Source organism: Promicromonospora sp. NPDC023987 (assembly GCF_040639055.1).
Classification (GTDB): Bacteria; Actinomycetota; Actinomycetes; order Actinomycetales; family Cellulomonadaceae; genus Promicromonospora.
The window spans coordinates 1-23,590 of sequence record NZ_JBEZZF010000024.1; the positions used below are offsets into that span (position 1 = coordinate 1).

General features: G+C 71.7%; 18 protein-coding genes. All 18 read right to left on the bottom strand.

Annotated features, from left to right (window positions below):
* Positions 1–76 precede the first annotated feature (76 nt).
* The 18 genes from pyk to AB0F40_RS12970 all read right to left on the bottom strand — a co-directional run bounded on the left by pyk (position 77) and on the right by AB0F40_RS12970 (position 23,580).
* Complete coding sequence (gene pyk, locus AB0F40_RS12885; protein WP_357467571.1) at positions 77–1,513, bottom strand: pyruvate kinase; 1,437 nt, start codon at positions 1,511–1,513, stop codon at positions 77–79.
* Between the two features lie 70 nt (positions 1,514–1,583).
* Positions 1,584–3,062 (bottom strand): glutamate synthase subunit beta, encoded by a 1,479-nt coding sequence (locus AB0F40_RS12890; RefSeq protein ID WP_357467573.1) that lies wholly within the window; start codon positions 3,060–3,062, stop codon positions 1,584–1,586.
* A complete protein-coding gene (gltB, locus tag AB0F40_RS12895) occupies positions 3,055–7,593 on the bottom strand; it encodes a glutamate synthase large subunit (RefSeq protein WP_357467576.1) in 4,539 nt (1,512 codons plus the stop codon). The genes AB0F40_RS12890 and gltB overlap by 8 nt, the downstream gene beginning before the upstream one ends.
* 159 nt (positions 7,594–7,752) lie before the next feature.
* Entirely contained in the window at positions 7,753–8,787 is a 1,035-nt protein-coding gene (gene lgt / locus AB0F40_RS12900) for a prolipoprotein diacylglyceryl transferase (protein ID WP_357467725.1), read from the bottom strand.
* 38 nt (positions 8,788–8,825) lie between these two features.
* Positions 8,826–9,731: a tryptophan synthase subunit alpha gene (trpA, locus tag AB0F40_RS12905; protein ID WP_357467579.1), complete on the bottom strand. Its 906-nt coding sequence runs from the start codon at positions 9,729–9,731 to the stop codon at positions 8,826–8,828.
* Positions 9,728–11,014 carry a tryptophan synthase subunit beta gene (gene trpB, locus AB0F40_RS12910; protein WP_357467581.1) on the bottom strand — a complete coding sequence of 429 codons (1,287 nt, stop codon included), beginning with the start codon at positions 11,012–11,014 and terminating at the stop codon, positions 9,728–9,730. Before trpB ends, trpA begins: the two co-directional genes overlap by 4 nt.
* Positions 11,015–11,025: 11 nt before the next feature.
* Positions 11,026–11,841: an indole-3-glycerol phosphate synthase TrpC gene (gene trpC, locus AB0F40_RS12915; protein WP_357467583.1), complete on the bottom strand. Its 816-nt coding sequence runs from the start codon at positions 11,839–11,841 to the stop codon at positions 11,026–11,028.
* 188 nt (positions 11,842–12,029) lie between these two features.
* Positions 12,030–12,509 carry a DUF2752 domain-containing protein gene (locus tag AB0F40_RS12920; RefSeq protein ID WP_357467585.1) on the bottom strand — a complete coding sequence of 160 codons (480 nt, stop codon included), beginning with the start codon at positions 12,507–12,509 and terminating at the stop codon, positions 12,030–12,032.
* Positions 12,493–12,786, bottom strand: coding sequence for a DUF4190 domain-containing protein (locus AB0F40_RS12925; protein WP_357467587.1), 294 nt, complete (start codon positions 12,784–12,786; stop codon positions 12,493–12,495). Before AB0F40_RS12925 ends, AB0F40_RS12920 begins: the two co-directional genes overlap by 17 nt.
* 4 nt (positions 12,787–12,790) lie before the next feature.
* Positions 12,791–13,051: an HGxxPAAW family protein gene (locus tag AB0F40_RS12930; RefSeq protein ID WP_253875079.1), complete on the bottom strand. Its 261-nt coding sequence runs from the start codon at positions 13,049–13,051 to the stop codon at positions 12,791–12,793.
* Between the two features lie 60 nt (positions 13,052–13,111).
* Positions 13,112–13,801, bottom strand: a complete 690-nt coding sequence (locus tag AB0F40_RS12935; protein ID WP_357467589.1) for a Trp biosynthesis-associated membrane protein — start codon at positions 13,799–13,801, stop codon at positions 13,112–13,114.
* Positions 13,798–15,402: an anthranilate synthase component I gene (locus AB0F40_RS12940; protein ID WP_357467591.1), complete on the bottom strand. Its 1,605-nt coding sequence runs from the start codon at positions 15,400–15,402 to the stop codon at positions 13,798–13,800. Before AB0F40_RS12940 ends, AB0F40_RS12935 begins: the two co-directional genes overlap by 4 nt.
* The gene (hisI, locus tag AB0F40_RS12945) at positions 15,399–15,833 is read right to left on the bottom strand and encodes a phosphoribosyl-AMP cyclohydrolase (RefSeq protein WP_357467593.1); all 435 of its coding nucleotides are present in this window, start codon (positions 15,831–15,833) and stop codon (positions 15,399–15,401) included. The genes AB0F40_RS12940 and hisI overlap by 4 nt, the downstream gene beginning before the upstream one ends.
* A gap of 555 nt (positions 15,834–16,388) precedes the next feature.
* Positions 16,389–17,339 carry a type IV toxin-antitoxin system AbiEi family antitoxin domain-containing protein gene (locus AB0F40_RS12950; RefSeq protein ID WP_357467596.1) on the bottom strand — a complete coding sequence of 317 codons (951 nt, stop codon included), beginning with the start codon at positions 17,337–17,339 and terminating at the stop codon, positions 16,389–16,391.
* Between the two features lie 503 nt (positions 17,340–17,842).
* A complete protein-coding gene (locus AB0F40_RS12955; RefSeq protein WP_357467598.1) occupies positions 17,843–19,711 on the bottom strand; it encodes an ABC transporter ATP-binding protein in 1,869 nt (622 codons plus the stop codon).
* On the bottom strand, positions 19,708–21,639 hold the full coding sequence (locus AB0F40_RS12960; protein WP_357467601.1) for an ABC transporter ATP-binding protein: 1,932 nt from the start codon (positions 21,637–21,639) through the stop codon (positions 19,708–19,710). The genes AB0F40_RS12955 and AB0F40_RS12960 overlap by 4 nt, the downstream gene beginning before the upstream one ends.
* 202 nt (positions 21,640–21,841) lie before the next feature.
* Positions 21,842–22,612, bottom strand: a complete 771-nt coding sequence (gene hisF, locus AB0F40_RS12965) for an imidazole glycerol phosphate synthase subunit HisF (RefSeq protein ID WP_357467605.1) — start codon at positions 22,610–22,612, stop codon at positions 21,842–21,844.
* On the bottom strand, positions 22,612–23,580 hold the full coding sequence (locus AB0F40_RS12970; protein ID WP_357467608.1) for an FKBP-type peptidyl-prolyl cis-trans isomerase: 969 nt from the start codon (positions 23,578–23,580) through the stop codon (positions 22,612–22,614). Before AB0F40_RS12970 ends, hisF begins: the two co-directional genes overlap by 1 nt.
* Positions 23,581–23,590 lie beyond the last annotated feature (10 nt).

Consider the following 23,590-nt stretch of genomic DNA (forward strand, 5'->3'; position numbering starts at 1 on the left):
GAACTGGGGCCGGGGTGCTGATCAGCACTCCGGCCCCAGTTCTATCTCGCCACAGTTCTACTTCGGCGCCAGAGGATCAGGGCGTGCTGTAGCCGTCGACGTGCGAGCCGATGCGGTGCACCAGGATCGAGTTCGTCGTGCCGGGCACACCGACCGGGGCACCCGAGACCACGACGACCAGGTCGCCCTTCTCGGCGAGGCCCTGGTCCTGCAGCGTCCGGTCGACCTGGTCGACCATCGCGTCGACGTTCTCCACCTTCGGCACCAGGTACTCGGAGGTGCCCCAGGTGAGCGCGAGGGTGTTCGCGACGTGCTGCTCCGGGGTGAAGGCGAGCAGCGGGATGGACGAGCGCAGGCGGGACATCCGGCGTGCGGAGTCACCGGACTGCGTGAACGTCACGAGGTACTTGACCCCGAGCGTCTCGCCGATCTCGGCGGCGGCGCGCGTGATGGCGCCACCACGCGTGTGCGGCGTGGAGCCGAGCGGTGCGATGCGCTCCCGGCCCGCCTGCTCCGTCGCCTCGATGATCCGGGCCATGGTCTCGACCGTGATGATCGGGTAGTCGCCCACCGAGGTCTCGCCGGAGAGCATCACGGCGTCGGCGCCATCGAGCACCGCGTTGGCGCAGTCCGACGCCTCGGCGCGGGTCGGCGTCGGCGACGTCGTCATGGACTCGAGCACCTGCGTGGCGACGATGACCGGCTTGGCGTTGCGCCGCGCCATCTCGACGATGCGCTTCTGCACGAGCGGCACCTGCTCCAGCGGCATCTCGACCGCGAGGTCACCGCGGGCGACCATGACACCGTCGAACGCGGCGATGACCTCGGCGAGGTTCTCCACGGCCTGCGGCTTCTCGATCTTGGCGATGACGGGGACCGTGCGGCCCTCCTCCTCCATCACCCGGCGGACGTCCTCGTAGTCCTTGGCGGACCGCACGAACGACAGCGCGATGAAGTCTGCCCCGAGCTTCAGGGCCCAGCGCAGGTCGGACTCGTCCTTGTCGGACAGGGCCGGCACGGAGACCGCGACCCCGGGCAGGTTGATGCCCTTGTTGTTCGAGACGGGGCCGGGTACCTCGACCTCGGTGACGACCCGCGGACCCTCGACGGCGGTGACGCGCACGCGCACCTTGCCGTCGTCGATCAGCAGCGGGTCGCCCACCTTGGCGTCCTGGTTCAGGCCCTTGTGGGTGGTCGACACGATCTCCCGGCTACCGAGGACGTCCTCGGTGGTGATGGTGAACGTGTCGCCCTTGTTCAGGAAGTGCTTCTCGTCCCCGGCGAACCGGCCGAGCCGGATCTTGGGGCCCTGGAGGTCGACGAGCACTGCGACGGACTTGCCCGCCGCTTCCGCGGCCGCTCGCACGTGGCGGTAGACCGCCGCGTGCGCCTCCTGCTCACCGTGGCTGCGGTTGATCCGCGCCACGTTCATGCCGGCGTCTACGAGTTCCCGGAGCTTCTCCGGCGTCTCCGTAGCGGGTCCGATGGTGCACACGATCTTGGCTCTGCGCATGTCTCCAGCCTAGGCAGGTGGGCGCCGCAGCGCCCTGTGGGGGTGAACAACTCCCGGGCGGGTTCTCCGGTCACGACCGCAGAGCGAGCGTGCGCGGACGCACCGGGGCAGGCAGCTCGGTGCTGCCCTGCAGGTAGGTATCAGCCGCGGCGGCCGCAGCACGGCCCTCCGCGATGGCCCACACGATGAGGGACTGCCCGCGGCCGGCGTCGCCGGCCACAAAAACTCCGGGCAGGCTTGCAGCGTAGTCGTCGCCGCGGGCGACGAGGCCACGCTCGGTGATCTCGATGCCGGTCTGCTCCTCGAGCACACCGGTCTCCGGGCCGGTGAAGCCCATCGCCACGAGCACGAGGTCCGCGGGGAGCTCACGCTCCGTGCCGGGCGTCGCGGCCCTGCGGCCGTCGGGCAGGTACTGGGTCTCCGCGACCTTGAGGGCACGGACGTTGCCCTCTGCGTCGGGCAGGAACTCCACCGTCGAGGCCAGGTAGGTGCGCTCGCCGCCCTCCTCGTGCGAGGTCGAGACCTCGAACAGGATCGGGTCGGTCGGCCACGGCTGGTTCGCCGGGCGCTCGGTCGGCGGCATCTTGCCGATCGCGAGCGTGGTGACGCTCGCGGCACCCTGGCGCAGCGCGGTGCCGAGGCAGTCGGAACCGGTGTCGCCGCCGCCGATGATGATGACGTGCTTGCCGGCCGCCGTCGGCGCGCCCTCGGGGAGGACGTCCGGGGTACCGGCGCGCACCGCGTGGTTGGCGGGCGTCAGATAGTCCATGGCGAAGTGGATGCCCGCCAGGTCGCGGCCGGGCAGCGCCAGGTCGCGCGGGACGGTAGCGCCGGTGGCGACCACGACGGCGTCGAACCGGCGGCGCAGGGCGTCCCAGCTCATGTCCTTGCCGATCGTGGTGCCCGCACGGAAGCGCGTGCCCTCAGCCTCCATCTGCGCCAGACGGCGGTCGATGTGCAGCTTCTCGAGCTTGAAGTCCGGGATGCCGTAGCGCAGGAGGCCGCCGACGGCGTCGTCCCGCTCGTAGACGACGACGGTGTGGCCGGCGCGCGTCAGCTGCTGCGCCGCGGCGAGCCCGGCGGGACCCGAGCCGACGACGGCGACCGTCGAGCCCGTGAGCCGCTCCGGCACGTGCGGCGTGACCAGGCCGCGGGCGAACGCCTCGTCGATGATCGACACCTCGACGTTCTTGATCGTCACCGCCGGCTGGTTGATGCTCAGCACGCACGACGACTCGCACGGCGCCGGGCACACCCGGCCCGTGAACTCCGGGAAGTTGTTGGTCGCGTGCAGGCGGTCGATCGCGTCGGCCCACTGGCCACGCCAGACCAGGTCGTTCCAGTCCGGGATCAGGTTGCCGAGCGGGCAGCCCTGGTGGCAGAACGGCACGCCGCAGTCCATGCAGCGGCCGGCCTGTTCCTTCAGGAACGGTTGACCGGCCTCGCGGTGCGCGTGCGTGTCCTTCCAGTCACGCAGCCGCACCTCGACGGGCCGGTTCGGCGGGAGCTCCCGCTCCCGGACCTTGAGAAATCCCCTGGGGTCAGCCACGTGCCACCTCCATGATCTGGTCCCAGACGGACGGGTCCCACTGGGTCTTGCCCGAGACGTCGGCGCCTGCGGCCTCCGCCTCGCTGAGCGCCAGGCGCACACGCGCCCAGCCGGGCGGCAGCAGGCGGCTGAACCGGCCACGCGCGAGCGCGGGGTCGTCGAGCAGTTCTGCCGCCACCGCCGAGCCGGTCTCGGCGCGGTGCCGCTCCAGCAGCCCGCGCACGATCTCCCAGTCGGCGTCGTCCAGCGGCTCGAGGGCGAGCTCGCCCGCCTCCAGCGCCGCCTGGTTGACCCGCGAGACCCGCAGGTCCAGGAAGTAGGCCGTGCCGCCGGACATGCCGGCGCCGACGTTGCGGCCCGTCGGGCCGAGCACCAGCACCGCACCACCGGTCATGTACTCGCAGGCGTGGTCGCCGACGCCCTCCGCGACGAGGGTGGCGCCCGAGTTGCGCACGCCGAACCGCTCCCCCACACGACCGCGCAGGTAGACCTCGCCGGAGGTGGCGCCGTAACCGATGACGTTGCCACCGATGACGTTGCCGCCGTCGAGCACGGACGACCGGTCCGGTCGCACCGCGATCCGGCCACCGGACAGGCCCTTGCCGACGTAGTCGTTGGCGTCGCCGAACAGGCGCAGCGTGATGCCGCGGGGCAGGAACGCGCCGAGCGACTGGCCCGCCGACCCGGTGAGGGTGACGTCGATGGTGTCGTCGGGCAGGCCCGCACCGCGGTATCGCTTGGTCACCTCGTGGCCGAGCATCGTGCCGACCGTGCGGTTGACGTTCCGGACCGGTAGCTCGATCTGCACCGGCTCGCCCCGCTCGAGGGCCGGGGCGGCGGCCTTGATGAGCTGGTTGTCCAGCGCCCTGGCCAGACCGTGGTCCTGCACCGTCGTGTGGTGCAGCGACGAACCGTCCTTGAGCTGCGGCCGCGCGAGCACGGGCGTCAGGTCGAGGCCCTGTGCCTTCCAGTGGTCGACGGCCTTGCGGGTGTCGAGCACCTGCACCTGGCCCACCGCCTCCTCGAGGCTGCGGAAGCCGAGCGCCGCGAGGTGCTCACGGACCTCCTGGGCGATGAACTCGAAGAAGTTCACGACGAACTCCGGCTTGCCGGTGAACCGGCTGCGCAGCTCGGGGTTCTGCGTGGCGACGCCGACGGGACACGTGTCCAGGTGGCAGACCCGCATCATGATGCAGCCCGAGACGACCATCGGAGCCGTCGCGAAGCCGAACTCCTCCGCCCCGAGCAGTGCCGCGACGATCACGTCGCGGCCGGTCTTCATCTGGCCGTCCACCTGCACGACGATGCGGTCGCGCAGGTCGTTGAGCACGAGGGTCTGCTGGGTCTCGGCCAGGCCGATCTCCCACGGCGTGCCCGCGTGCTTGAGCGACGTGAGCGGCGACGCGCCCGTGCCGCCGTCGTGCCCGGAGATGAGGACGACGTCGGCGTGCGCCTTGGACACACCCGTCGCCACCGTGCCGACACCGAACTCGCTGACCAGCTTGACGTGCACGCGCGCGGCCGGGTTGGCGTTCTTCGCGTCGTGGATCAGCTGGGCCAGGTCCTCGATCGAATAGATGTCGTGGTGCGGCGGCGGCGAGATGAGCCCGACGCCCGGCGTCGAGTGCCGGGTGCGCGCCACCCACGGGTAGACCTTGGAGCCTGGCAGCTGACCGCCCTCGCCGGGCTTGGCACCCTGGGCGAGCTTGATCTGGATGTCGGTGGCGTGCGTCAGGTACTCCGACGTCACGCCGAACCGGCCCGAGGCGATCTGCTTGACGCGCGAACGCCGCTCGTCGTCGTAGAGCCGCTCCGGGTCCTCGCCGCCCTCGCCCGTGTTGGACCGGCCGCCGAGGCGGTTCATCGCGATCGCGAGGGTCTCGTGCGCCTCGGCCGAGATGGAGCCGTACGACATGGCGCCCGTGTTGAACAGCTTGACGATCTCGCTGACCGGCTGGACCTCGTCGATCGGCACCGGCTCACGGTCGGGGTTGAAGCGCAGCAGGCCGCGCAGGGTCATGAGGCGGTTCGACTGCTCGTCCACGCGCCGGGTGTACTGCCGGAAGATGTCCATCCGGCCCGACCGGGTGGCGTGCTGCAGGCGGAACACCGTCTCGGGGTCGAACAGGTGGTCCTCGCCGTCGCGCCGCCACTGGTACTCGCCGCCCGTGGTGAGGCGCTCGCCCGGCTTCAGGTTGCCGGACGGCGGGTACGCCTCGGCGTGCCGCGCCGCGACCTCGGCCGCGATGACGCCAAGGCCGATGCCGCCGAGCCGCGAGGTGGTGCCGGTGAAGTAGTCCTCGACCAGGTCCTCGGACAGACCGACGGCCTCGAAGATCTGAGCGCCGCGGTAGGACATGATCGTGGAGATGCCCATCTTCGACATCACCTTGAGCACGCCCTTGCCGAGCCCCTTGATGAGGTTGGCGACGGCCTTCTCCGGGGTGACCTCCAGGTACCCGCGGTGGGCGAGGTCCTCGACCGTCTCCATCGCGAGGTAGGGGTTCACGGCGGCGGCGCCGTAGCCGATGAGCAGCGCGACGTGGTGCACCTCGCGCACGTCGCCGGCCTCGACCACGAGCGACACCCGGGTGCGCGTGTGCTTGCGCACCAGGTGATGGTGCACGGCGCTGGTCAGGAGCAGCGACGGGATCGGGGCCAGCTCCGAGTTGGCGTCGCGGTCGGACAGCACGAGGAAGCTCACGCCCTCCTCCACGTACCGGTCGACGTCGGCGAAGATCGCCTCGAGCCGGGCCAGCAGCGCGTCGCCGCCGCCGGAGACCTCGTAGAGGCCCTGGATCGTCTCCGCGTGGAAGACGCCCTCCAGCTCCCGGTCCCGCTCGACGTGCACGATCTTCGCCAGCTGGTCGTTGTCCAGCACCGGGAACCCGAGCACCAGCTTGCGCGCGTGCTCAGGGATGTCGGCGAGCAGGTTGGGCTCCGGGCCGATCGTGCTGTCGATGGCGGTGACCAGCTCCTCGCGGATCGCGTCCAGCGGCGGGTTGGTCACCTGCGCGAACATCTGCGTGAAGTAGTCGAACAGGAGCCGCGGACGCTGCGAGAGCACGGCGACGGGCGTGTCGGAGCCCATGGCACCGAGCGGCTCGCCACCGGTGGTCGCCATCGGCGTCAGGATGATCTTGAGCTCTTCCTCGGTGTACCCGAAGGCGCGCTGGCGCCGCCGGACCGACGCGGGGCTGTGCGCCACGTGCTCACGGTCGGGCAGATCGTCGAGGTGGACCGACTGCTCGCGGACCCAGTCCCCGTAGGGGTGCTTGGCCGCGAGGCCGGACTTGATCTCCTCGTCCTCCACGATCCGGCCGGAGCCGGTGTCCACGAGGAACATCTTGCCGGGCTCGAGCCGGCCCTTGCGGACGACCGTGGCGGGGTCGATGTCGAGCACGCCGGCCTCGGACGCCAGCACGACGAGCCCGTCCTCGGTGACCCACCAGCGGCCGGGGCGCAGGCCGTTGCGGTCCAGCACGGCGCCGATCAGCGTGCCGTCGGTGAACGTGAGGGAGGCAGGGCCGTCCCACGGCTCGATGAGGTTGGCGTTGTACTCGTAGAACGACCGCAGCGCCGCGTCCATGCTGGTGTGGTTCTCCCAGGCCTCCGGCACCATCATCAGCACGGAGTGCGGAAGGGACCGGCCGCTCAGGTGCAGCAGCTCGAGCACCTCGTCGAAGCTCGCCGAGTCGCTCGCACCGGGCGAGCAGACCGGCCGGAGCGCCGCCAGGTCTCCGAGGAGGTCGGACTCCATGGTGCCCTCGCGCGCCGCCATCCAGTTGCGGTTGCCGCGCACCGTGTTGATCTCGCCGTTGTGGGCCAGCAGCCGGAAGGGCTGGGCCAGCGGCCACGACGGGAACGTGTTGGTGGAGAACCGCGAGTGGACCAGGGCGAGCTCGGTGGCGTACCGCGGGTCGGACAGGTCCGGGAAGAACGGCTCGAGCTGCGCGGTCGTCAGCATGCCCTTGTACGTCAGGGTGCGCGCACTGAGCGAGGCGAAGTACAGGCCTGCCTCGTTCTCCGCGCGCTTGCGCAGGCGGTAGCAGCGACGGTCCAGGTCGATCCCGGACAGGCCGCGGGAGGGGTCGGCCACGACGATCTGCCGGAACACCGGCATGGAGGCCCGCGCCGTCGGGCCGACGATCCCGGCGTCCACCGGGACGTCGCGCCACGCGAGCACGTCCAGCTTCTCCTCGGCGGCCAGCGCCTCGACGCGGCGCTCGACGGACTCCCGCTCGGCGTCGTCGGCCGGCAGGAAGGCCGTACCGATCGCGTACATCCCGGCGGGCGGGAGGTCGACGCCCACCACGTCCCGGATGAACGCGTCGGGGATCTGGGTCAGGATCCCGGCGCCGTCACCGCTGTCCTCCTCCGCCCCCACCGCGCCGCGGTGGTCGAGGTTCAGCAGGGCGGTCAGTCCGGCATCGACGATGTCGCGTCCGGGCGTGCCGCGGAGCGTCGCCACGAAGGCGACGCCGCACGCGTCATGCTCGGCCGCCGGGTCGTACAGGCCGGCACCAGTCATCGGCGCGGGCAACCCAACCCTCTGTGTCGGCAACGGCTTGGTCATGGGTCCTCACAGGCACCCGGCCATGGCCGGGCGCAGTTCCTTGCGATGGTCCGGGACGACGGCGGCCCGGTCGGTCAGGGGCTCGTCGTCCGGTGGTCCCGGCGGTCGTGCCCCTCAGGTGCGCGCGGAGGTGTCCGCGTCGGACTCCTCCACTGCTGCGTTCTTCTGTTCCTCCGGCTCGGCTGCCGCCTCGCCGGTCTCCTCACTTGCTGGGTCAGGCTCTGGGTCAGGCTCCGGTTCGGCCTCAGGTCCGGCCGACGGATCATGCCCCGCGGGCCGCAGCCGTACCGACTCTTCCCTGGTGGGGAACCTCCGAGCCAGCACTATCGAGATCACCAGGGCCGCGAGGCCCAGGAGGACCGAGGTCCAGACGTTGAGGCGGAGCCCCAGCACCAGCTCTGCATCGTCGATGCGCAGCATCTCGATCCAGACCCGTCCGAGAGTGTAGAGCAGAACGTACGCCCAGAATACCCGCCCATGACCCAACTTGAACCGACGGTCGAGGAAGAGCAGGGCGCCGGCCATCGCCAGGCACCACAGGAGCTCGTACAGGAACGTGGGGTGAAACAGGGTGCCCTCGGGGTACGCCACACCGGTCGCGGGGTTCGACACCAGGTACTCGGCGTCGATGTGCAGGCCCCAGGGCAGCTCGGTGGGCCGCCCGTAGAGCTCCTGGTTGAACCAGTTGCCGAGACGTCCGACGGCCTGGGCGACCAGGAGTCCGGGCGCGGCGGCGTCGACGAAGGACGAGAGTTTGACGCCCTTCTGCCGGCAGCCGAGCCACGCCCCGACGGCGCCGAGCGCCACGGCGCCCCAGATGCCGAGGCCGCCCTCCCAGACGTAGAGCGCCTTGATGGGGTCGCCACCACCCGAGAAGTTCTCGCCGAAGTAGCGGTCTGGCGAGGAGAGCACGTGATAGATCCGGCCGCCGAGGAGGCCGAACGGCACGGCCCAGAACACGATCTCCAGGACGTCGTCCGGGTTGCCCCCGCGTGCCTTCCACCGCCTGGCGGTCATCCAGACGGCGATCGCGATGCCCGCGAGGATCGCCAGGGCATAGGCCCGCAGCGGGAAGATCCCGAGGTACCAGGTGTGCTCGGACGGGCTGGGTATCTCGGTGGCCAGAGCAGCCGGCAGCACAGCGGTCAACTCGACGGGCAGAGTTGCCTGCAGCACGGTCAGCAGCGTCACGGCGCCTCTCCGGGAACGGCGGTCGCGCCGGCGGGTGCGTCGGGCGCGGTGGTGCGCGCAGACCGTACCCCGGCGGCGAGGTCCTCCGTCACCTCGGCCAGCTTCGTGAGACGGTCGGCCCACTCGGCGTCGCCGAGCGCGCCGTCCGACAGGAGCGGCCGGACCAGCGCCGAACCCACGATGACGCCGTCGGCGTAGCGGCCGATCTCCTCGGCCTGCGCGCCGGTCGAGACGCCTAGCCCCACGCAGACGTTGGCCGCGCCGGCGGCGCGCGTGTCGGCCACGAGCTGCTCGGCACGCGAGCCCACCTCGGCCCGCACCCCGGTCACGCCCATGAGCGACGCCGCGTAGACGAACCCGCGCGTCGCGTCCACCGTGCGGCGGAGCCGCTCGGGGGTCGAGCTCGGGGCCACGAGGAAGACGCGGTCCAGGCCGTGCTCCGTGCTCGCGGCGATCCAGTCAGGGCCCTCGTCGGGGATCAGGTCGGGCGTGATGAGCCCGGCGCCCCCCGCGGCGCGCAGGTCGCGCGCGAACGCATCGGCACCGTACTTGAGCACGGGGTTCCAGTAGGTCATGACCAGCACGGGAACGTGCGGGGCGTAGTCGGTCAGCTCCCGCAGCACGCGGAACACGTCCCGCACGCGGACGCCCGCGTCGAGCGCGCCCTGCGCGGCCTGCTGGACCACCGGCCCGTCGAGTACGGGGTCGGTGTACGGGATGCCGAGCTCGACGATGTCCACGCCGTGGTCGATCAGTGTCTTGATCGCCTCGATCGACCGGTCCACCGTCGGGAAGCCCACTGGCAGATAGCCCACCAGGGCGGGCCGGTTCTCCTGCTCGCGCAGCCGGTCGATGAGGTCGCTCGTGCGCGACCCCGTCGCGGGCTCTGTCACCGTGCTCATCCCCGGCCCTCCTGCCGCTCGAGCTCTTCCGCCGCCACGCCCTCGTCGAGCAGCCCGAACCAGCGGGCCGCGGTCGCCACGTCCTTGTCGCCGCGCCCGGAGAGGTTCACGAGGATCAGGAGCGGCTCGCCGTCCGGCCCGGTACGGCCTTCCGCCGCCGCGGCCTTGCCGATCCGCAGCGCCCCCGCGAGAGCGTGCGCCGACTCGATCGCCGGGATGATGCCCTCGGTGCGGCACAGCAGGTGGAACGCGTCCATGGCCTCGACGTCGGTCACCGGCTCGTAGGTGGCGCGCCCCAGGTCGTGCAGCCAGGCGTGGGCCGGGCCGACGCTCGGGTAGTCCAGGCCCGCCGACACCGAGTGGCTGGGCAGGGTCTGGCCGTCGTCGTCCTGCAGCAGGTAGGAGCGTGCGCCGTGCAGCACACCCAGCGCACCGCCGCTGAACCGGGCCGCGTGCTTGCCCGAGTCGATGCCCTCGCCGCCGGCCTCGAACCCGCGCAGCTCGACGTCCTTGTCGTCGAGGAAGGCGTTGAAGATGCCGAGCGCGTTGGACCCGCCGCCCACGCACGCCGCTACGACGTCGGGCAGCCGGCCGGCGCGCTCCAGGATCTGCTCACGCGCCTCCTCACCGATGATGCGGTGGAACTGGCGCACCATCTCGGGGAACGGGTGCGGGCCCGTGACGGTGCCCAGCAGGTAGTGCGTGGACTCGACGTTGGCGACCCAGTCGCGCAGCGCCTCGTTGATCGCGTCCTTGAGGGTGCGCGAGCCGATCTTCACCGGCACGACCTCGGCGCCGAGCAGGCGCATCCGGGCGACGTTCAGTGCCTGGCGCCGGGTGTCCTCCTCGCCCATGTAGATCACGCACTCGAGGTCCATCAGGGCGGCCGCGGTGGCCGTGGCGACGCCGTGCTGGCCGGCCCCGGTCTCGGCGATCAGACGCTTCTTGCCCATGCGCTTGACCAGCAGGGCCTGCCCCAGCACGTTGTTGATCTTGTGCGATCCGGTGTGGTTCAGGTCCTCGCGCTTGAGGAAGACCCGGACCGCGCCCGCCGTGCCTCCGGCGTGCTCCGCGAACCGCTGCACCTCGGTCAGCGGGCTGGGCCGGCCCGTGTACTCCCTGTGCAGGCGCTGCAGCTCGGCCGCGAACTCGGGGTCGTCGGCCGCCTTGCGGAACTCGGCGTCGAGCTCTTCGAGCGCGGCGATGAGTGCCTCGGGGACGAAACGCCCGCCGTACTGCCCGAAGTACGGGCCGGAGACGTCGGACAGCTTTACGGAGGTCACCTGGGATCCCTTCAAGCCGGACGGACGGACCGCAGCGACGGGTGGGAGCCGGCCGCGACGAGGTCGGCCACCGACGAGCGCGGCGCGCCGTCGGTCACGAGTGCCTCGCCCACCAGGACGCCGTCGGCGCCGGCACGGGCCATCTCCATCACGTCGTGCGGGCCTCGGATACCGGACTCCGCGATCTTGATCACGTCGTCCGGGATGTACTCGGCGAGGCTGCGGAACAGGTTGCGGTCCAGCTCGAGCGTCTTCAGGTTGCGGGCGTTGACGCCCACCACCCGTGACCCGGCGTCCACGGCACGGCGGACCTCTTCGAGGTTGTGCGCCTCGACCAGGGCGGTCATGCCGAGCGAGTGCACGCGCTCCACGAGCGACTCCAGCACGGTCTGCTCCAGGGCCGCCACGATGATCAGCACCAGGTCGGCGCCGTGCGCCCGCGCCTCCCACACCTGGTAGGGCGTGACCACGAAGTCCTTGCGCAGCACCGGGACGTCCACCCGGCCGCGCACCGCGTCCAGGTCGGCCAGCGAGCCGTTGAACCGCCGTTGCTCGGTGAGCACGGAGATCGCGGAAGCGCCGCCGGTCTCGTACTCGACCGCGAGCGCGGCCGGGTCGTCGATCTGCGCCAGCGACCCCTTGCTCGGGCTCGAGCGCTTCACCTCGGCGATCACCGAGACGGCGTCCGCCTGCTTGAGGCGACCGAGGCACTCGAGAGCCCCGGGCACCGCGGTGGCGCGCTCCTTGAGCGCGTCGAGAGACACACGTGCCTCACGCTCCACGAGGTCCTCACGAACTCCCGCGACGATGTCCTCCAGGACCGACATGTAATGAGCCTCCCCGTGCCCTTGCTCTGCCCTCGTCATACACCTCGTACGTTTGCTGGGGGGCGATCGGCCCCATGGCCATCGTAGGCGGATCGTAGGTGTGGTCCTGACCACTCCCGGAGCGTGAGACGACGTCCCGTCAGATCCCGGGCCGGGAGTCGTCCGAGGACTCCCTGGAGATCACCTGATCAGGCCCACGGGGTCAGGTATGGCTGCAGCCCGGGGAGGTTGCGCGCGACGAAGAACGCCAGCGCGACGCCGAGGGTGACCCATCCGGCGGTGCTGGACAGCCCCTTGACGGGGCGGCCGCGGGCCGCGGACACGAGCCACACCAGCCACAGGACGAGCACGACGGGGGCGGTCACCGTCCACAGCGCGTTCGCCGACCACGCACCCGCCAGGTCGAGATGCGCCAGGTCGTGCGTGGCGCGCAGCCCGCCGCAGAGCGGGCAGGCCAGTCCGGTCAGCTCCAGCAGGGGGCAGAACCCGTAGGAGCCGCGTGCGTGCGGGTCGCGCAGCGCGAGCAGCAGCGTGACTGCCCCGACCGCGGCGCCCGCCAGCAGCGGCACGCGGAGGGCGGACCTGCCGGCGTCCGGCACGGCCGCGGCGTCCGGGCCCTCCGCGCGAGGGCCGGCAGGCCGGGCCGACGCCTCAGGAACCGGGTCCACCGGCCAGGAACCGCACCACGACGAGCCCGATCACCAGGGCGAAGATCACGAGGGAGGTCCAGCCGAGCACGACGCCGGTCAGCGCCATGCGCTCGTTGCCGGCCTCGCCGGCGCGCACGGCCCTGCGGCCCTTGTTGCCCACGATGATGGCGGGGATCCCGGTGAGGACGCCCAGCGCAAGCACCACCGAGGCGATACCCAGCACGAGCGACCACGCCCCCAGGTTGTTCCTGGGGTGCGCGGCTGCGGGCGGCGCGGCCATCGCGAGGGCGGTCATCGCCTTATCGCCCGACGCTCTTCTGGCCCATGCCGAGGTTGCGCAGCACGAGGCCGACGATCAGCGAGGCTCCGATCACCACGAAGCCGAGCACGAACAGGACCAGCCAGGAGGACCAGGACTGGGCCACCAGCACGCCCCACGCGCAGACGAGCACGCCCAGCGTGATCCCGACCATCGTCACCCACGCGGCGACCGTGTGGCCGTGGTTGGTCGGCGGGACGCCCGGCGGGAGGTAGGCGATCTCGGGCTTGTTGTCGGTCATCGCAGGTGGGTGCCTTTCGTGTCGTGCGGTACGCGCTCAGCCTAACCGCTCCGGGTCAGGTCAGCGGCCCGTGGGGTCGTCGCCGCGGGACAGTGCGTCCCAGGCGTCCTGGGGATCGATCTCGTCGTCCGGCCAGGGGGCGGGGCCGTCGTCGGGCGTGCCGGGCGTGCCGGGCGTGCCGGGCGTGCCGGTTGTGGCAGTTGCGCCGGTTGTGGCGGCCGTGGTGCCCGCGGGTGAGCCGACGGCGGGAGCGCCGTCGGCCGCTGCCGCGTCCGCGCGCTCGTGCCGACCGGACGTCGCCCCCCAGCCGCGGGCCGCCACGGCACCCCAGACCGCCACGACGACGGCGAGCACGCCCGTGGCGAGCGCGGCCCACGGCCAGAGGGTCAGGGTGACGGGCGAGGTGAGCTCCGTGACACCGTTCGTCGCGGAAGCGGCTGCGGTGGCGGCAGGCGTCGGGTCGCCGACGACGGCGAGCGTGCTCGCCACCACCAGCACCCCGGCGGCCGCCGCGACCACGAGGGCGACGTACCGGGCCACGCGCCCGGTGAGCGCGCACGCGATACCGGCGGCGAGGAGCACGAGCGCCCCGGCGCCCACGCCCGGCGCGGCCGAGGTACCCGCCGCCGTGACCGCCACCTCGGACTCCAGCGCCGTGGCCACCGTGGTGGTCACCCAGGTGGGTGAGCCGGTGCCGAACGTGAGCGCGCCGAGGACGAGCAGCGCGAGGACGGTGCGGGTGCGGGTCACTTGCCGCTCCCGGCCGGTCGCAGCGGCGTCAGCCGGGACGCGAGCTGGATGGCCCGGACCGCCGCGGCCGCCTTGTTGCGCGATTCCGCGTACTCCAGGGCGGGCACCGAGTCCGCGACGATGCCACCGCCCGCCTGCACGCTGGCGCGGCCGTCCGCGATGTACGCGGTACGGATGGCGATGGCCATGTCCATGTTTCCGCCGAAGTCGAAGTAGCCGCACACCCCGCCGTAGATGCCGCGGGAGGCAGGCTCGAGCTCGTCGATCAGGGCGATCGCGCGCGGCTTGGGGGCGCCCGACAGGGTGCCGGCCGGGAAGGTCGCCCGCAGCGCGTCCAGAGCGCTGCGGCCGGCACGGAGCCGGCCCACCACCGTCGAGCACATGTGCATGATGTGGCTGAACCGGCGCACCTTCATGAACTCGACCACCTCGACGCTGGTGGGCTCGCAAACCTTCACCATGTCGTTGCGGGACAGGTCGACGAGCATGATGTGCTCGGCCCGCTCCTTGGGGTCGGCCAGGAGCTCCTCGCCCAGCTCCGCGTCCTCCTCCGGCTGCGCACCACGCGGACGGGACCCGGCGATCGGATAGGTGGTGACGTGGCCGTCGTCCACCTTCACCAGGGTCTCCGGGCTGGAGCCCACCACGGCGAACTCAGCGCCGTCGGGCTTGGTCAGGTGGAAGTAGTACATGTACGGGCTCGGGTTCACCGTGCGCAGCGCGCGGTAGACGTCCAGCGGGTCCGCCGGGCAGTCGAGGTCCAGGCGCTGGGACAGCACCACCTGGAACACCTCGCCGTCGCGGATCGCCTCCTTGCCCGCGAGCACCGCGTCCTCGAACTCCTCCCGGGTGGACCGGAACTCGAGCTGCGGCTCCGGACCGTCGACGACCACGGACGTGACGCGCGCCCCGCCGGCGGCGAGCTGCGCCTCCATGGCGTCGAGCCGGGCGACGGCGTCCGCGTACGCCTCGTCGACGCGCTCGTCGGTGGCGTCGGCGTTGATCGCGTTGGCGACCAGCCACACGGTCCCCTCCCGGTGGTCCACCACGGCGAGGTCGGTGGCGAGGCACAGCGCCAGCTCAGGCGCGCCGACCTCGTCTGGGGCGGTCGACGGGAGCGTGGGCTCCCAGTGCCGCACGATGTCCCAGCCCAGCACCCCGGCGAGGCCACCGGTGAGAGGCGGAAGGTTGGCCACGCCGGGCGTGCGCAGCGCGGTCAGGGCCGCCTCCAGCACCTCGACGACGTCGCCGTCGGTCGGGATGCCCACCGGCACGTCGCCGGTCCAGACGGCCCGACCCTTGTCGCTGGTCAGGGTCGCGCGGGACGTGACGCCGACGAACGACCAGCGCGCCCAGACGCCGTCGGACTCCGCCGACTCCAGGATGAAGCTGCCGGGTCTGCTCTGCGCGAGGGTCCGGTAGAGGCCGACGGGCGTGGCGTCGTCGGCGAGGAGAGGACGAACCACCGGGACCACGCGGCGGTCCGTCGCCATCTCCCGGAACTCCCCGAGGCTCGGCCAGGTCCGACCCCAGGGCAGGTCGGCGGGTGCGGTCGCCGTGCGGGCCTCGTGGGGATCGAGCTGGGTGTCGAGCTGGGTCACCGGTACTCCTCGTCTCGCTGGTTGCGTTCTGCGACGTTCTGCTCGGCGAGCTCGCCGAGGGTCTGCCCGGCGCGCTCGCCGACGACCGCGCCCAGGTCACCCCCGGCGTCGAAGCACGTGCGGGTGCCGGTGTGGCACGCAGCGCCCACCTGGTCCACCTGGACCAGCAGGGCGTCGCCGTCGCAGTCGATGCTGACTGCCTTGACGTACTGGGCGTGGCCCGACGTGTCGCCCTTGCGCCAGTACTCCTCGCGGCTTCGCGACCAGAAGGTCACGCGCCCCTCGGTGAGGGTGCGGCGCAGGGCCTCGTCGTCCATCCAGCCGACCATGAGCACCTCGCCCGTGTCGTGCTGCTGCACGACGGCGGCCACCAGGCCGGCGTCGTCCCGCTTGAGTCGGGCAGAGATCGTGGGGTCGAGAACTTCGGGCACCTGAGAATCCTGCCACGTCGCGGGCCGACGGAGGTGTGATGTCCGCCGCCGGCGCGTGTCCTTGCCGGAACTGGACCGGGCTGCCGCGTCCCTGTCCCTGTGACCCGGTCCGCGCCGAACCGAACCGAAGGTTGCACGCCCGGTCCGCGCCGAACCGAAGGTTGTGCGTCAATCCGGCCTTCCCAAGACGTTCAGATTTCGATTCGACACCAGGATCGACGGATCAGCTTCGGTTCGGCGCGAACAGATCCGGTCTGAGACGGGAAGGTTGCGGTTCGGCGCCCGGCACCGCACGCATGTTGCGGTTCGGCGCCCGGCACCCCACGCATGTTGCGGTTCGGCACCCTGCGACTCAACCTGATCCGAGCGAGGCGGACACAGAACCGCCAGACCATGCCGAACCGCAAGGTCGGCGTCCAGACCACCTTCTCGGACGACGACGCCGCGCCCGAAAGGCACAGGGCGTCCGGCAACGACCGATGCGGAACGACCCGGTACCGAACGACTACCCGATGTCCGGCAGCCGGACATCGTCAACCAGCCATGCGACGCCGATCACGGGAGCCCGTCGTTGTACCGGTCAACGGTTGCGCGGACCACGCTCGAAACGGCGCCCGGTGTATAGACGGCTTTCTTCCGGAAATGCAGCACGACTGCCGAGACCGCTGTGAGGTCGTTGTGGCGCTCGGCATCCGCGGTCAGCTGGTCCAGGTCGTGATGTTCGTCGCTGTCGACCTCTGCGATCAGGATCCGCCCGTCCTTGAGGACCCATCCCAGATCACCCCGGCGCATGACCCCGGACAGGTCACGTACAGGCACCTGCAGCACATCCGGTGGCACGCCGTGGTCGGTGCAGTCGAGCCGTGCTCGCGACTCGTTCGGCGACTCCGCCCTCCCGTCCGTCTCGACGAAGTACCCGTGTCGGATGGCGATCCCCCGTCGTCCGCGAGCTCTGTCATGGACTTCGTCCAGCTCGTCCCGGGTGATCAGTCCCCTGTTCAGTGCGTTGTCCATGACAGCAACCGCATGTAACCGGTCCATCTCAGGCACAGCTTGAGTGAGCGCCCAGTCCACCGTGGCCACCTGGATCCCGTCGACCTCGGTGACGGCCATCCCGCCGTCGAACATCCGAGCGTGGATGCCGTCGCGCGAGTATGCGCGGCGCCCGCCGGGAAGGGCCGCCTGCGGTTCGAGCGCGATCGGGAGGCCCCAGACACCGTGGAGCGCGAGTGCACACGCGCCGACGACCACCGACTCCGGGCCGAGTGCGAGCTTTGCGGCGAAGGCGGCCCGACGGCGACGGCGATCGGGGTGCCGGGACCGGACTGGTGTCGAGTCGGTGTCGTACACGCCACGCGTGACTCGTTTCCAGACCCCGGACTCGAGCAGGCGGGCGACGCGCGTCGGTGACACACCGATGTCGCGACACTGTGCCGTCGTGATCAGGCCCGCCTGAGCCTCTGCGATGATCGCCAGGTCTTTGGGTAGCTCGTTCTTTCGTCCCACGCCACCAGACAACGCCACCGGATCGGCTCGCGGGGGCCGCAAGCGACCCGCCTGTGCACAGACCCGGTCCGAGCATGGTTGTGGTCGCGCTCGAACGGTTCTGGCGCTGTTGACAGGTACCGCCCTGCGGCACAAGCAGTTCCCAGCCGCCGTCTGCCACCCGACGTCGACCGTCACGCAACGCCGTCCGACCGGGCTGTCGAACGTCGAACGTCGCCGGACGCCGGACGCCGGACACCGCCATCGATTGCCGAACCGCAACCTACGCACACTCCGGTCGGGTCGACCGAGCACCGAACCGCAGGTTACGTGTCCACTTGCCCGGGCCACCGGCGCCGAACCGCAACCTACGAGTCGGCCACCCGGTCGAGCAGAAGGTTGTGCGTCCCGGAGGGGCCCGATCGACGCGCAGGTTGCGGCTCGGCACCCGACGGACACTTAACCTGCGGTTCGGGGCGGCCGGTGGGCCCACCGGACCACCGACCCACCAGCCCACCAGCCCCCTAACGTGTCTGTGCCATCCAGCTCTCGTGCATGCGGCTGTACACGCCTCCCGCCGCGGCGAGCTCCTCGTGGCCGCCCACCTCGACCACGTGCCCGTCGTCGACCACGACCACCAGGTCGGACGCCTCCGCGGTGGAGAGCCGGTGCGCGATCGTTATCGTGGACCGGCCCGCGGTCAGCGAGTCGAGCGCCCTGGCGATCCGCACCTCCGCGGCCGGGTCGACGGCGGAGGTCGCCTCGTCCAGCACCAGCAGGTCAGGGGCGGCCAGGAAGGCCCGCGCGATCGCGACCAGCTGCCGCTCCCCCGCGCTGAGCGCCTCGCCGCGCTGGCCGACGGCGGTGTCCAGCGCGTCCGGCAGGCCCGCCACCCAGTCGGTCAGGCCGAGCTGGGCGAACGCGTCCGCCACCGCAGCGCGGGTCGCGGCCGACGACGTGTCGACGGAGCTGCCCGGGGTGGAGTCCCGCAGGCCGTAGGCCGCGTTCTCCAGGACCGTCCCGTCGAACAGGAACCCCTCCTGCGGCACCATCACCACCCGCTCGCGCAGGGAGGCGAACGACAGGTCGCGCAGGTCGGTACCGTCGAGCTCCACCACGCCGCCCGTCGGGTCCATGAGGCGCGTGACCAGCTTGGCGACCGTCGTCTTGCCGGAGCCGGTCTGCCCGACCACTGCCACCTTGGTGCGCGGGGGCAGGTCCAGGTCCACGCCGTGCAGCACCTCGGGCCCGCCCGGGTAGGCGAACCGCACGTCGCGCAGCGTCACCCTGGCCGGGCCGCGCGGGAGCGTGACCGCGCCGGGCCGCTCCGCCACCTGTACCGGCGTGTCGAGCACCGCGATCACGCGCCGCCACCCGGCCACCGCGTTCTGCATCTCGTTGAGGATCTCGGTGGCCATCTGGACCGGACCCGTGAACAGCTGGACCAGGAAGAGGAAGGCGACGAGCTGACCGACGGACAGGCCACCACCGATGCCGAGGTACGCCCCGACGACCACTACGACCGCCAGCACAAGGTTGGCCACGAACACACCGGAGGAGAACACCGCCGCCACCATGATCTGCGCGCGCTGCTGCGCGGACCTGGTCCCCTCGACCGCCGCGCCGACCCTGCGCCCCGTGCGGCCGGCCACGCCGTACGCCCGCACCGTCTCGGCCCCCACGACGGACTCCGAGATGGCACCGAGCATCGCGCCCGTGCGCTCGCGCACCGCCGTGTACGCCTTGTTCACGTGCCGCTGCCCGTACCGGATCGCCACGAACATGGGCACGAAGCAGACCCAGACCACGAGCGTCAGCTGCCACGAGTAGAGCGCCATGAGCACGGTCGCCACGATCACCTGCAGGGTGTTGATCAGCAGCATGATGCCGCCCCACTGCACGAACATGGACACCGTGTCCACGTCGCTGGTCACCCGCGAGACCAGGGCTCCGCGGCGCTCGGTGTTCTGCGTCAGCGTGGTGAGGTCGTGCACGTGGCGAAAGGCCCGCACGCGCAGCGTCGCCAGACCCGCCTCGGTCGACCGGAACAGCCGCACGTTCACCATCGCGGCGCAGAGCCCGGCCAGCACCAGCGCGCCGACCGCCAGAGCCGTCAGGAGCACGACCCTGCCGGTGTCGGGACCGCCAGTGGCGAGGATGCCGACGTCGATGGTCTGCTGCACCGTCAGCGGCACCACGACGCGGCCGGCGGCGGCGAGCGCCGCCAGGGCGAGCGTGCCCCAGAGCCCGTCGGTGATCTCCGGGGAGATCTGGAGGCCGCGGCGCAGCGTGGCGAGCACACCGAGGTCGCTGGTGGACTCGATGCGCGCACCGTTGGCGTCGAGCAGGTCCTCGGGCAGGTCCTGGGTGGTCTCGTCCGTCGCCGTGGTCATCGGGACACCTCTTCGAGCTCGTCGGTCAGGTCGTCGGGCGCGACGCCTTCCACGCAGGCCTCGTCGGCGCGCTCCCGCGTCCGGCGGTCCGCCTCGTCCTGGTAGGCCATAGCCAGGTCCCGGTAGCCCGGGTCGCGGGCCATGAGCTCCTCGTGCGTGCCGACGTCGACCACACGGCCGTTCGCCACGTGCACCACCTGGTCGGCGAGCGCCACGGAGCTCATGCGGTAGGCGACCATGACGACAGTGGTGCCCGCGCCGTCCGCGCCGTCCGTCTGGTTGCGCAGGCCGTGCAGGATCTCCTGCTCCACGCGCGGGTCCACGGCGCTCGTCGCGTCGTCGAGGATCAGCAGCCGCGGGCGGCGCACCAGGGCGCGGGCTATCGCGAGGCGCTGCCGCTGCCCGCCGGACAGGTTTGCGCCGCGCTCGCCGAGCGGGGCGTCGAGCCCGTCCGGCAGGTCGCGCACGGTGTCCTCGAGGCGGGCCATCCGCAGGGCGGTCCACACATCGTCGTCCGACGGGGAGCCGGGCTCGCCCGCGTCAGCGAGCGTGACGTTGGACCGCACCGTGTCCTCGAAGATGAACGTGGCCTGGGCGACGAGCGCGACCTGGGCGGGAATCTCCCCGTCCGCCAGGGTGCGCGCGTCGATGCCGTCGAGCAGGACGCGTCCGCGGGTGGGGTCGGAGAGCCGGCACAGCAGGCCCACCAGGGTGGACTTGCCCGCGCCGGTCGTGCCGACGACGGCGACGGTGCTCCCGGGCTCCACGGTGAGGTCCACACCGTCGAGCAGGGTGATCTCGCGGTCGAAGCGTTCTCCGCCCTGCGGGTCGGGTACGGGGACCACCCCGTCGATGGTGACGTCGACGCCCACGCCGTCCAGGTGCACCGCGAGCCCCTGCGCGTCGCGGGGCAGCGGCCCGGTGCCGTACCGGAGCGCGCCGGCCGCGTCGATCGCGCCGGCGATGCGCTCGTAGCCGACGAGCGCGCGCGGCAGCTCGCCGAGCACCCAGCCGAACGACATGACCGGGACCGTCATCATGATCAGGAGGTAGGCGGCGCTGACGACGTCGCCCGTCTGCACGGCGCCGCTGCTGGCGCGCCAGGCGCCGACCCCGAGCACCACCAGGGTCCCGATGCTCGGGAGCATCTGGATCACGGGGTCGAACACGGCCCGGACGGTTCCGACACGGACGTTCGCGGCGCGCAGGGCGTCGGTGCGCCCGGCGAACCGGCTCTCCTCGCGGGTCTCGGTGCCCAGGGCCTTGACCAGCAGCGCGGCCTCGAAGGACTCGTGGGCGACGTCGGCGACGTCACCGCGCAGCTGCTGGGCGCGGGTCACGGCCGGTGACATGTGCCGCTGGTAGACGGCGTTGGCCGCGATGGTCAGCGGGAGGATCACGAGCGCGGCGAGCGCGAGCCACGGGTCGATCGAGACGAGCATCCAGACGGCGACCACGATCATCACCACGACGCCGAGCGCGAACGGCAGCGGGTTGAACACGTGCGTGGCCGCCTCGGTGTCGGAGGTGGCGTGGTTGAGCAGCTGGCCCGCCGGGTGCGACCGGTGCCAGGAGACGGGCAGGCGCAGGTACTGGCGGGTGAGCCGGGTCCGGTGGTCGGCCTGGTTGTCGACGAACCCGAAGCCCGCCCAGATGCGGCGTCCAGCCACGCTGAGCGCGAGGAGCAGCGCCACGGCCGCGAGGACGACGCCCGCGAGCCAGATGCGTTCCCGCCCGGCGGGGTCGCCCTCGAGCGCGGGGATCACGACCTCGTCGGTGGCCCAGCCGACGGCGCGGCTCACGCCGACGGTCAGCGCGCCGAACGCGCCGGACATGCCGACGGCCAGCACGTAGGTGCGCGGGTGCCCGCGCATGCCGCGCCACATCAGGGTCAGTGAGCGGCGCCAGCGGGGGCCGGTCAGGGCCATCGGCCGATCGGGGTGCCCCGGTACGGGCGGTGGCCCGCTGTCGGGGACGGTCGTCTGACGGGCGGCAGAGGGCACGGCGAGACCTCGCTTCATGGGATGAACCGATTTTCTCATGTCCCGGGAATCGATTCGACTGTTTTACGCCCAGGGCGACGTCGACGTTATGACCTTGACCAAGGTTGAGGTCAAGGTCGGAACCGGCTCAGCGCACGTCCACGCCCGCCGCGCGCATCGCGTCCTTGACCTGGCCCACCGTCAGCGCGCCGAAGTGGAACACCGACGCCGCGAGGACGGCGTCCGCCCCTGCCTTGGCCGCCTCCACGAAGTGCTCGGGCGTGCCTGCCCCGCCGGACGCGACGAGCGGCACGTGCACCCGGTCCCGCACCGCGCGGAGCATCTCCAGGTCGAACCCTGCGGTGGTGCCGTCGGCGTCCATCGAGTTGAGCAGGATCTCGCCCGCGCCGAGGTCCGCGGCCTTCGCCGCCCACTCCACCGCGTCGATCCCCGTGCCGCGGCGTCCGCCGTGCGTGGTGACCTCGTAGCCCGACGGCGTGGTGACGTCGCCCGTGACCCGGCGCGCGTCGACGCTCAGCGTCAGCACCTGCGAGCCGAACCGCTGGGCGATCTCGGCGATCAGCTCGGGGCGCGCGATGGCTGCCGTGTTCACGCCCACCTTGTCGGCGCCCGCCCGCAGCAGCCGGTCGACGTCGTCGGTCGAGCGCACACCACCACCCACGGTGAGCGGCACGAACACCTGCTCCGCGGTGCGGCGCACAACGTCGACCATGGTCTCGCGGTCGCCCGACGACGCGGACACGTCCAGGAACGTGAGCTCGTCGGCACCCTCGGCGTCGTACCGGTCAGCGAGCTCCACCGGGTCCCCGGCGTCGCGCAGGTCGGCGAAGTTGACACCCTTGACCACTCGACCCGCGTCGACGTCGAGGCACGGGATCACGCGGATCGCGACGGACATCAGCCCTCCTTCTTCGTGGTTTCTTGCTCGGTACCCACCTTGGGCGGATCAGGTTCGTGCGGATCGACCTTGTGCGCGTCGAGGATGTCCACCACGTACACCAGCGTCTCGCCGGCGAGCCGGCTCGTGGTGTTGGCGTGGCCGTCCTGCGGTGGCACCACCAGCAACACCTGGGAGCCGACGGTCTGTTCCAGCAGTCCCTGGTCCCAGCCCTCGACCAGCCTGCCGATCCCGATCTCCGCGGACTGCGGCGGGGTGTCCTCCGTCCAGGTGGTGTCGACGACGCTCCCGTCGCTCCAGCGGACCGCCGTGAACTCGGCGGTGACGATCTGTCCCGCTCGCACCTGCTGCCCCGACCCACGGATCAGCGGATGCACGACGAGTTCCGTCGGCGGCTCGACGCCGCGCGGGATCCGCACCTCCGGGACGCCGAGATCGTCGAGCCGCACCTGCGGCAGGCTCTTGGCCGGGGCCCCGCCCTCGACGCCGGACGCGCGGGCGGGCAGCACGTCGACGACAAGCAGCACCGGGACGCCGTCGTCCTCCTCGACGAGCGAGATCCGCGCACCGACGCGCACGCCCTCGAGCGCCTCGAAGAGGTTGTTGCCGAGGGACTCCTCGGTCATCGTGTAGGCGGCGGGCGCCGTGCGGAACGTGTTCTGCAGCTCGGTGCCGTCGCGGCCGTCCTGCGCGTAGAGGTTCAGCAGCACCGGGTCGTCGCGCTCCAGCACGTCGCCCGTGCCCGGCCAGACCGTCTCGGATCCCGTGCGCACCACGTCGAACGGCTTCTGGTAGTCGAGCGTCGGCGGAGCGCCGCTCGTTCCGTCGACCTGCAGCGGAGCCTGCGACGCCGACGACGTCGGTGCCGGGCCGACGTCCACCGGCAACGACGCCGGCGCACACGCAACTGTCGCCGTCACCGTCGCTGCTGCCAGCGCACCGACGACGACCCGTACCCAGGAACTCACCAGCAGATTC